General features: G+C 62.6%; 7 protein-coding genes. 6 read left to right on the top strand and 1 reads right to left on the bottom strand.

What is annotated here, in order from left to right; translation table 11 throughout:
* Positions 1 to 175 precede the first annotated feature (175 nt).
* From AC5E6W_RS13080 to mobF, 3 genes are read left to right on the top strand one after another with little or no spacing between them, the layout of a single operon-like run.
* On the top strand, positions 176 to 577 hold the full coding sequence (locus AC5E6W_RS13080) for a plasmid mobilization protein (RefSeq protein WP_491752753.1): 402 nt from the start codon (positions 176 to 178) through the stop codon (positions 575 to 577).
* Between the two features lie 2 nt (positions 578 to 579).
* Positions 580 to 2,619: a type IV secretion system DNA-binding domain-containing protein gene (locus AC5E6W_RS13075; protein WP_491752752.1), complete on the top strand. Its 2,040-nt coding sequence runs from the start codon at positions 580 to 582 to the stop codon at positions 2,617 to 2,619.
* A gap of 6 nt (positions 2,620 to 2,625) precedes the next feature.
* Positions 2,626 to 5,406: a MobF family relaxase gene (gene mobF, locus AC5E6W_RS13070; RefSeq protein ID WP_491752751.1), complete on the top strand. Its 2,781-nt coding sequence runs from the start codon at positions 2,626 to 2,628 to the stop codon at positions 5,404 to 5,406.
* Between the two features lie 165 nt (positions 5,407 to 5,571).
* Here the strand turns inward: mobF and AC5E6W_RS13065 are convergent, their stop codons facing one another.
* The gene (locus AC5E6W_RS13065; RefSeq protein WP_491752750.1) at positions 5,572 to 5,964 is read right to left on the bottom strand and encodes a helix-turn-helix domain-containing protein; all 393 of its coding nucleotides are present in this window, start codon (positions 5,962 to 5,964) and stop codon (positions 5,572 to 5,574) included.
* A 121-nt stretch (positions 5,965 to 6,085) separates the two neighbouring features.
* Here AC5E6W_RS13065 and AC5E6W_RS13060 point away from each other — a divergent pair, with 121 nt between their 5' ends.
* The 3 genes from AC5E6W_RS13060 to AC5E6W_RS13050 form a co-directional block, all read left to right on the top strand.
* Positions 6,086 to 9,085, top strand: coding sequence for a toprim domain-containing protein (locus AC5E6W_RS13060; RefSeq protein ID WP_491752749.1), 3,000 nt, complete (start codon positions 6,086 to 6,088; stop codon positions 9,083 to 9,085).
* Between the two features lie 205 nt (positions 9,086 to 9,290).
* Entirely contained in the window at positions 9,291 to 10,349 is a 1,059-nt protein-coding gene (gene xerC, locus AC5E6W_RS13055) for a site-specific tyrosine recombinase XerC (protein WP_491752748.1), read from the top strand.
* A gap of 155 nt (positions 10,350 to 10,504) precedes the next feature.
* Positions 10,505 to 10,705: hypothetical protein (locus AC5E6W_RS13050; RefSeq protein ID WP_491752747.1), on the top strand; the 201-nt coding region annotated here is incomplete at its 3' end.

The following is a 10,705-nucleotide window of genomic DNA, read 5'->3' as shown; positions in this document are numbered from 1 at the left end:
AAAAAGGGGTGCGGAGGCGTAGGCTTAAGGGCGAGCGCACGTTGCTGTTGGGGAACCATATGAAACACAGCCCCTTAGCTCGCCTCCGGCCCCCTTGCTGTCTTCCCATCGACGCACAGGCGGTGTGCGGCCACGATCCAAAGCCCCTTCCAAAATCTTATCCAGGCGGTGCGCGATGAAGCCGCCGTTACGCACGAAGTCCGTTGGGACGAAGGTCTCGGAGGCGGAGTTCGCGTTGCTGGAGGAACGTGCGCGTGGTGCCGGGATGCGGTTGGCGGAGTGGGTTCGGGAGGCGTTGCTGTCGGCGCCGGTGGAGTCCGGTGTGGACTCCGGCGAGGTTGCTGTGGGCGAAGTCCTGGCCCTGCGGTCGCTGCTGTTGAACCTGCACTTCCGGGCGGCGAAGGGTGAAGCGATCCCGGAGCCGGAGATGCGTGGGCTGATCGAGCGGGCCGACGAGACGAAGATGCAGCGGGCGCGGGAGCGTCTGGAGGCCGTCCGTGCGGCGGCAAAAGCGGCCCAGCCGGAGCCGGAAACGACACAGGAAACGAGCGCGGAAACCGAACCAGAGGAGGTCTAGTTATGGCGGAATGGGGACGCAAGGAGTACTCGAAAAAGTGGCCGAGCCGGAGGCCGGTGTGGGGTTGGACGGCGATCTTGTTGACCGGCGTTTTCTTCTTCGGGGTGTTCTGCCTGGACTACTCGCGGGGGTGGACGGCGGCGGAGCGGCTGTACCTGATGGACTACCTGAAGAGCGGAGCGCGGGGCCAGGGCGGAGCGGGGATGCAGTCGAAGTACACGATGCTGGAGGGCGTGACGGCGAAGGGCAGTCCGGTGTTCCTTCTGGGCGACCAGGTGGAGCGCGTGGCGGACGTGGATGGGAAGCCGGGATACCGTCTGACGGACGAGGGAGTGAAGGCCGGACTGGTGCGGCTGGAGTGGGTGACGGGGCAGTATAACGACCGTGGGATGCACACGCTGCTGGGCCGTTGGGTGTTCAAGCATGACGACATCTGGGGCTATATGGCGAGGCCTTTTTACTTCTCTCTGGCGTTCCTGGTGGTGGCGATGTTCGTGGCGGTTCCGAAGGACCGGGCGCGTCGGATGCTGTACAAGCATGGCCGCAGGTTGCGCGGGCCGGAGCTGGTGACGACGACGGAGTTCAACGAGAAGCTGGGTAAGTCGAAGGGGTTGCGGGTGCATCTGCCGGACGGTGTGGCGTTCATCAACGAAGAGCAGACGTGGTGGGACAAGACCTTCCATAAAGACCTTAGCCGCTGGGCTCGTATCCCGCGCGACCGCGAGGCGACGCACTTCCTGATCGTGGGCGACAGCGGCACGGGCAAATCAGCGGCGATAAGACAGCTTCTCTCGCAGGTGTGGGAGCGCGGCGAAGCGGCCATCGTGTACGACCCGGCGATGGAGTATCTGCCGCAGTTTTACAACGAGGGGCGGGGCGATGTGATCCTGAATCCGATGGACGCGCGGTGTCCCTTCTGGTCGCCGGGGGATGAGGTTCCGCACGAAGCAGAGGCTCTAACCTTAGCCGCTTCTCTGTTCCCGGATCAGGGCCGGGAGAACCGGTTCTTCGTCGAAGCTCCGAGGAAAATCTTCGCGCATCTGCTGAACCTCAAGCCGACGCCGGAGGAGCTGACGTACTGGATGTGCAACGCGGAAGAGATCGACAAACGGGTGGAAGGGACGGAGCTTGCGGCGATGATCGACCGCCACGCAGCGGCGCAAAGGTCAGGCGTTTTAGGGTCGCTAAACATGGTGGCGGATGCGTTCAAGCTGCTGCCTAAAGAGAGTGAAACGAAGCAGCGTTGGAGCACGGTGGAGTGGGCGAAGGAGCGCAAGGGATGGGTGTTCCTGACGTCGAAACCGACCATGCGGGAGAGAATGCGGCCACTGATGAGCCTATGGCTCGACCTGCTTGTGTTGCGTCTGATGAACGACGACACGGTGCGGAGAAAGACGTGGTTCGTGTTGGACGAGCTTGCGAGTCTGCAACGTCTTCCGCAGCTCACGACGGCTGTCACGGAGAACCGCAAATCCGATAATCCGATGGTGCTGGGCTTCCAGGGCAAGGCGCAGGTGGAGGCGTTGTACGGCCACGTTGCGGAGGCGATGTTGAGCCAACCGGCGACGAAGATCTTCCTCAAAACGAGTGAGCCGAATGCGTCGGAGTGGATCTCGAAGGCTATCGGCGAGGTGGAGATCGAGCGGTTCCGTGAGTCGCGGACGGTGGGCAAGTTCCCTCGCAACTCGGAGAACGAGTCGCGGGACATCACGCGAGAGCCGCTGGTGATGGCATCGGAAGTAGGTGGCCTTGATCCGTTGCACGGCTACTTGAAGCACGGCAATCTCGTTCTGCGAATGCGCTTCCCGTACCTGGAGCTGAAGGCGAATGCGGAGAAGTTCATCGAGCGGAAGACGACGGCGGCGGCGGTAACGCCGGTCGCAAAGCCAGCGCCGAAGCTGGTTGCAAAGCCCGCGAGTGTTGCCGTGGCGGCACCGGCAGAGGCGGTGCAGGTGGCATCGGCGAAGAAGCCGCCGAAGGCTGCTAAAGAACAACAGCAGGAGCCGGTGAAGGTGAACGAGCAGACGCCTTACTTCGAGTAGACAAACATGGTGACGATCTCCAAACCGATCTCTGCGGGGCAGGCTCAGGCGTACCACAAGGAAGAGTTCGCCAACGCCAAAGAGAACTACTACACGGAGTCCGCGAGTGTGCGCGGCGAGTGGCAGGGCCAGCTTGCGGAGCGGTGGGGCTTGCATGGCGAGGTGAACGAGCAGCAGTTCGCACGCCTGTCCGAGGGCCAGCATCCAGAGACGGGTGAGCAGTTGGTGCGGCATCAGACGGCACGGGAGTATGAGAACGAGCGCGGCGTGACCGTCCACTCGATGGAGCATCGGGCCGGTTGGGATGCGACGTTCAGCGCACCGAAGTCTGTGTCTCTGACGGCGTTGGTTGGCGGCGATGATCGCATCCGAGAGGCGCACAGGGAGAGCGTGAAGGTCGCGCTCGATGAGATGGAGAAGTATGTGCAGGGGCGGATCGGCGGCAATGCACCGGCGGAGACAACCGGCGCGTGGGCCGTTGCCAAGTTCGAGCATGACAGCAGCCGACCGGTGGACGGCTACGCCGCGCCGCAGCTTCACACGCATGTGGTGGTCTTCAACGTGACCGAAACCGCCGATGGAAACACGCGGGCGTTGCAGCCGCAGGAACTCTATAAAACGCAGCAGTACGCGACGGCGGTCTATCGTTCGGAGCTTGCGGTGCAGTTGCAGCGGATGGGTTACGAGATCGAGCGCGGCGAACATGGCCAGCCGGAGATCAAGGGATACAGCCGCGAGTACCTGGAGGCATCGAGTCCGCGGCGTCAGCAGATCGAAGCGCACATGGCGGCGGAGGGCCGCACGGGGGCCGGGGCCGCGCAGATCGCGGCGCACCAGACACGCGATGCGAAGGAACCGCTGTCGCACGATGAGGTGAGGGCGCAGCATCAGAAGATGGCCGTCGAGTACGGCCAGCAGCCGCAGCGAGTGCTTACGGAGGCCGCGCAGCGGCCAGGTGTGGAGCTGAGGCCGGAGGCAGCGAGGACCGCCGCCGAGGAAGGCATGAGCTACGCCCGCGAACGTGGCATGGAGCGCGAGGCCGTGACGGATGAAAGAAGCCTCATGCGCGATGCGCTGAAACACACGATGGGCGATGCCCGGTTGCCGGAGTTGCGGGCCGAGTTCGACAAGCGTGTGCAGTCTTCGGAGCTGATCGAGGTGCCACGTCGAGAGGGGCTTGCGGGCCGTGCGTTCACGACCGGCGAGATGCAGGGTTACGAGCGTGAGCTGATCGACCGGATGAAGATGGGCCAGGGCAATCGTGATGTGTTGGCCGATGGCAACGTGCGGCAGCAGACGATGGAGCAGCATCCGCATCTGAGCTTGAGCCAGCGGAACGCCGTCGATACGGTGTTGACGAGCCGCGATCAGATGATGGCGCTAGAGGGCGTTGCCGGGGCCGGGAAAACAACTTCTTTAGCCGCCGTTCGTGAAGCCGCTGTCCATGCGGGCTACGAGGTCGAAGGGCTTGCGCCGACATCGAGGGCCGCGCAGAAGCTAGGCGAGGCGGGCATGGAGACGCAGACGTTGCAGAAGCATCTTGCGCGTGGAGAGCAGCCCGACGACGGCCAGAAGAAACTCTATGTAGTCGATGAATCGAGCATGGCAAGCACCAAGCAGATGCACACGTTCGTCGAGCGGCTAAATGAAAATGATCGTGTTCTCTTCGTCGGCGATACGCGGCAGCATGAGGCGGTGGAGGCCGGGAGGCCCTACGCGCAGTTGCAGGAGGCGGGGCTCCGCACGGCGAATCTTGATGAGATCATCCGGCAGAAAGACCCGGCGTTGAAGGAGGTCGTCGAGCAGCTTGCGCGGGGCGAGGTGAAGGAAGCGATCGGCAATCTTAACCAGCAGGGCCGGGTGCATGAGATCGGCGACCGATCAGAGCGCATCGCCGAAATCGCGCGGGAGTATGTGCGTTCGCCGGAGAATACGCTGGTCGTCTCGCCCGACAATGAATCGCGCCGCGAGATCAACAGCCACATCCATCGAGCGATGCAGGAGACCGGCCAGGTCAAACCCGAAGAGCATCGCGTGGAGCTGCTGTACGCGCGGCAGGACATCACGGGGGCCGACCGGCAACACGCGCAGAACTACGAGCAGGGCGACGTGATCCGCTACTCGAAAGGGTCGAAGCCGCTGGGCATCGAGGCCGGAGAGTATGCGCGGGTCGAGCGCACCGACCGCGAGAGCAACACCGTTACCGTCACTCGAAAGAGCGGCGAGGAACTGAGCTACGACCCGCGCCGCTTGCAGGGCGTGACCGTCTACCGCGACACGGAGCGCCGCTTCGCCGAGGGCGACCGGGTGCAGATGACCGCGCCGTATCACGATCAGAAGCTAGCGAACCGTGAGCTGGGAACGGTCGATAAGATCGACGGCGACGGCAATCTCAAACTCCGCATGGACTCAGGCCGCGAGGTCGAGTTCAACGTCAAGCAGCATCCGCATCTGGACTACGGCTATGCGGTGACGAGCCATAGCAGCCAGGGCCAGACCGCCGACCGTGTGCTGATCCACGTTGACTCTTCACAGTCGCACGGCGAGCTGCTGAATAGCCGCATGGCCTATGTGTCCGTCTCGCGGGCGGAGTTCGATGTGCAGATGTACACGAACGACGCGAAGACGCTGGGGCAGGAACTCAGCCGGGACGTGTCGCATCCATCGGCGATCCAGAATGCGCCGATGCAGCAGCAGACGCCGACCCAGCCGGACGCAGCGCAAAAGATCGAACAACCGCAGCCAGTGGGCATGGAGATGGATCAGGGCATGAGCATGGGCCGCTAGCGCGTACCCGCATCTCCAGCGTCCGTAAAGGCTCTGCGCTGCGCTCCGACCGCTACGCGGCGCGCAAAATCGCGCGGCCTTGACTGATGCCGGAGCTGCTAGTGGTTGCTGGTTATGAGAAGAATGTCTTCTTCTCATGTGTCCAAAAACACATGAAAGAACCGACTAGCTGGCCTCGGCATGGGTGGTGCCAGCGAGTGAGTTAATCAGGCGGATCACTGCCCGCTGATCCTTCGTCGGCAGGGCTTCCATCTTCTGAAACCTCTTCCAAAGCCGCTTCTTCTCTGGGCTGGTGTCGCCGTTCGACTGTGCGGCCTTCAATCCCAGAAGCTCATCGGTAGAGACAACGAGGACACGCGCCAGCGGAATGATGATCGACGACGGGGGCAGTTCCGCGTTCGTCTCGTAGTGGGAGATGACCCGTTGGGTCGTTCCCAGGGCTTCGGCGAGCTGGGCCTGAGTTAAGCCGCGCGTCTTCCTGAGTGCGAGGAGGCGCTTGCCGAATGCGGTCTGTGGTTCCTTCTTAGCGGGCATGACAAGACGGATTTTAGAGTCCACTTCTGAGTCTCCTGCGAAGCTATCGGGTGGATATACATGGTGTGTATATAATCAGGCACGGCAAGAAAAATCACAAAAGGCGCAAAAAGCCCTTGACAGGTTTTTAAGCGGAGGCTGAAAAATGGCGAGAATCCCGGAGGATGAGGTCGAGCGGCTGAAACGGGAGGTGTCCGTGCAGCGGTTGGCCGAGGCGCGAGGGATCAAGCTCGTTAGGCATGGGGCGAACCTGCTGGGCAAGTGTCCGTTCCATGACGATAAAACTCCGTCGCTGGTCATCACTCCGGCGAAGAACCTATGGAACTGCCTCGGAGCTTGCAACACGGGCGGGAGCTGCATCGACTGGGTGATGCGGGCGAACGGCGTGAGCTTCCGCCATGCGGTCGAGCTGCTGAGGGCCGACCATCTTCCGTTAGCCCGCCCTGTCCTGGAGTCGCGCCGTGCTGCCCTGCCGAAGGTCGGCACCGTGCGGAAGCTCCCGCCGCCCGTCGCGCGTGAAGCGGACGACCGGGTGCTGTTGATGCAGGTTGCGGACTACTACACGGAGACGCTGAAACAGTCGCCCGAAGCCATGAAGTATCTGTCCTCTCGCGGCCTCACGTCGCCGGAGATGATCGACCGGTTCAAGCTGGGCTTCGCCAACCGGACGCTGGGGCTGCGTCTGCCGGCGAAGAACCGCGCCGCCGGCGCGGAGATGCGTGGCCGGCTGCAGCAGCTTGGCGTGATGCGCGAGAGCGGCCATGAACACTTCAATGGATCAGTGGTGATCCCCGTCTTCAATGGTTCCGGCGAGATCGTCGAGATGTATGGCCGGAAGATCACGCCGAACCTCCGCGAAGGAACGCCCGACCATCTGTATCTGCCCGGAGCGCATCGGGGCGTGTGGAACGAGGAGGCGTTCGGCGCGTCGAAGGAGATCGTGCTGTGCGAGTCGCTGATCGACGCGCTTAGCTTCTGGAATGCTGGCATCCGCAACGTGACGGCCAGCTACGGCGTGAACGGCTTCACAGACGACCATCGCGCGGCCTTGAACAAGCACTGCACGGAGCGCGTGTACATCGCCTATGACCGCGACGAGGCGGGCGACAAAGCCGCCGCCGCGCTTGCCCTGGAGCTGATGGAGATGGGCATCGAGTGCTTCCGTGTGTTGTTCCCGAAAGGCATGGACGCGAACGAATACTCGCTCAAAGTGCAGCCAGCAGCGAAGAGCCTTGCGGTGTTGCTCAACAAAGCCGAGTGGCTGGGCAAGGGCAAACGGCCAGAGCCGCGCAGCATGGAGCCGCTGATGGAGCTGGTCATCGAGGCCGAGCCAGATGCGGAGCCGGTGATCGAAGATGACCCAGAGCCAGCGACTAAAGAAGAACGAATCGACGAAGAATCCATCATGGCCGAGATCGAGGCCGAGCTAGAGATAGCCGCCGATCCCATCGACCAAGAGCCAATCGAAGAAGAGCCAGCCCCCGCAGCATCCCCCGCCGACATCCCCAATCATGTTCTTCCCTTAGCCGCCGAGCCGGAGCCAATCGCGCCGATGGAGCCAACGGCAGCGCCCGCTCCCGTCATCGACGTGCCGGTGGAGATGCGCGGCGAAGACATCTTCCTCATGCAGGGCGACCGCCGCTATCGCATCCGTGGCCTCAATAAAAACATGAGCTACGAGCTGCTGAAAGTGAACGTCCTCGTCTCCGGCCATACGCCGCGCGGCGAGTCCGCCTTCCACGTCGACACGCTCGACCTGTACTCCGCGCGGCAGCGCGGCGTGTTCACGAAGCAAGCGTCCGAAGAGCTGGTCATCAAGGAAGAGGTCGTGCGCCGCGATCTTGGCCGGGTGCTGTTGAAGCTGGAGGAGCTGCAAGACGAGCAGATCAAACAGGCCCTTGCCCCGAAGGAAGAGGTCGTCACGATCAGCGACGAGGACCGGGCCGACGCGATGGAGCTGCTGCGCGATCCCCGGTTGCTGGAGCGCATCGTCGAGGACTTCGCCCGATGCGGTGTCGTTGGCGAGGAGACGAACAAGCTCGTCGGCTATCTGGGCGTGGTGTCGCGGCATCTGGAATCGCCGCTTGCCGTGATCGTGCAGTCGTCCTCCGCAGCCGGTAAAAGCTCGCTCATGGAAGCCGTCCTCGCGTTCCTGCCCGACGAGCAACGGGTGCAATACTCCGCCATGACCGGCCAGTCCCTCTTCTACATGGGCGAAACCGACCTCAAGCATAAGGTGCTTGCCATCGTCGAAGAGGAGGGCGCACACAGCGCGTCCTACGCGCTCAAGCTCTTGCAGTCGGAGGGCGTGTTGACCATCGCCAGCACCGGCAAAGACCCGAACTCCGGTCGCCACATCACGCACCAGTACCGGGTCGAAGGCCCGGTGATGATCTTCTTAACGACCACGGCAATCCAGTTGGACGAGGAGCTGCTGAACCGCTGCCTGGTGCTCTCCGTGAATGAAGAGCGCGAACAGACTCAGGCCATCCATCGGGTGCAGCGCGAGGGGCAGACGCTTGAAGGCTTGCTCAAACGGCGCGACCGCGATGCGATCCTCGCCGTGCATCGGAACGCGCAGCGTCTCTTGAAGCCCGTCTCCGTCGTCAATCCCTACGCGCGAGAGCTGACCTTCCACGACGGCCAGACCCGGACGCGGCGCGACCATACGAAGTACCTCACGATGATCCGCAGCATCGCCCTCCTGCACCAGTGGCAGCGGCCACGGAAGACGGTCGATCATCGAGGCCGCGCGGTCGAGTACATCGAGGTCGCAATCTCAGACATCGCCATGGCGAACCGGCTGGCGCATGAAGTCCTGGGCCGGTCGCTCGACGAGCTGCCGCCGCAGACGCGGCGGTTGCTTCTCGCCGTCGATGAGATGGTCACAGCCGAGTGCCAGCGGCAGAAGATGGAGCGGGCCGACTACCGCTTCTCGCGGCGCGACGTGCGGGCGTACACGGGCTGGGGCGATACGCAGATCAAAATCCATCTGCACCGGCTGGAGGAGCTGGAGTACCTGTTGATCCATCGCGGCGGCCGAGGTCAGAGCATCGTCTACGAGCTGATGTTCACGCGGCCGTCGGACGGCGGGAAGCCGGTGTTGGGAGGGCTGATCGATATCGAGAAGTTGGGAAAAAAATGAGTACGACGAAAAGAAGTCGGGGCAAACAGCCTAGCGGTCGGGGTCAAGTCGGCCCCAAGTCGGCGGGGTGTCGGAGTCGCTAAAAGCCCCTTCCGAGCAATGTCCATGCGGGTTATAGAGCGACCCGCGAACGAAGGCGAAAAAACACATACCCGGAGGGCCGTGAAAAAGCCCTCTGTCCTAACGATAGAAAGGAGATGCAGCGATGGCACTTGTCACCAAAACCCGCAAACCCGAAGTCCTTCCCGCAACGCAACTGGAGGCGATGATGCGCGATCATCTTCACGCGCTGGCCGTGCAGAACTACTCCGTCCACACCGTCCAAAACCGGCGAGTCCATATCGGCTTCTTCATCCAGTGGTGCAAGGTGCGCGGGCTGTCGGAGCCGGTCGAAGTGACCCGGCCCGTGCTGGAACGGTATCAGCGGCATCTCTTCCACTACCGCAAAAAGAACGGGGAGCCGCTGAGCTTCCGGTCGCAGCACTCCTGCCTGGTCCCGCTGCGCGTGTGGTTCCGATGGATGACCCGGCAGAATCACATCCTCCACAACCCGGCCTCGGAGCTGGAGCTGCCACGGCTGGGCCGTGTGCTGCCCAAGAACATCTTCTCCGCCCATGAGGTCGAACGGATCATGCAGCTATGCGACCTGGCCGACCCTATCGGGTTGCGCGACCGGGCGGTCCTGGAGGTGCTGTACTCGACCGGCATCCGCCGTCTGGAGACGATCCAGTTGAAGCTCTACGACCTCTCGCTCGACCGTGGCCTCATCCTCGTGCGGCAGGGCAAGGGCAAGAAAGACCGCTACGTCCCCATCGGTGAGCGGGCTATCGCATGGCTTGAAAAGTACGTCCGGGAAGGCCGTCCGCAGCTTGCCATCGAGCCGGACGACATGAGCGTGTTCCTCACGGCGCAGGGTGAGCCGTTCAGCCGCGACCATCTGACGTGGACGGTGAAAGACCGGGTGGACGCCGCCAAGCTGGGCAAGACCGGCTCCTGCCATCTCTTCCGCCACACCATGGCCACGCTCATGCACGAGGGCGGCGCGGACATCCGGTATATCCAGCAGATGCTCGGCCACGAGGACATCAAAACGACCCAGATATACACGCAGGTTGCGATCCGGGCGTTGCAGCAAATCCACGCGGCGACTCATCCGGGAGCGATGCTTGAACGCGGCGAAAACCCTTCCACAAAAGCTACAAATCCCGACGCCGAACCGCTCCTCCAAATGCTCGCCGCCGACGCCGAAGACGACCGCGAATAACCACGCGCGCGCGTTCTTCTTAAGCAGTTCTTTTAGCTGCTAAAGAGGGTGCCTATCTCGCCCGGAATCCGCGCGGGAACACGCACCCAATCTCCCCACAAATCCCCCGCCGAACTCGCCCCCGCACTCCGTCCAGACCGTACAATCGAATGCAAATGCAACTCAGCTTCGACGTGCGAATCCCGGACGGTCTCTTAGCGGCAAACGCGCTGCTAAATGAAAAACCGCATCAGGGGGTTCCGAGCTGGAATCTTGCACTGCATCAGGGCATCGACGAGCGTAACTCCACGGCTGCAATAGGGATACGAGCAAGCGCGCAACTCAATCGCATCTGGCCTCGTTTCACCGGCAAAGAA

This window comes from Bryocella sp., assembly GCF_058498515.1.
This window is presented reverse-complemented; position numbering and strand designations above follow the sequence as displayed.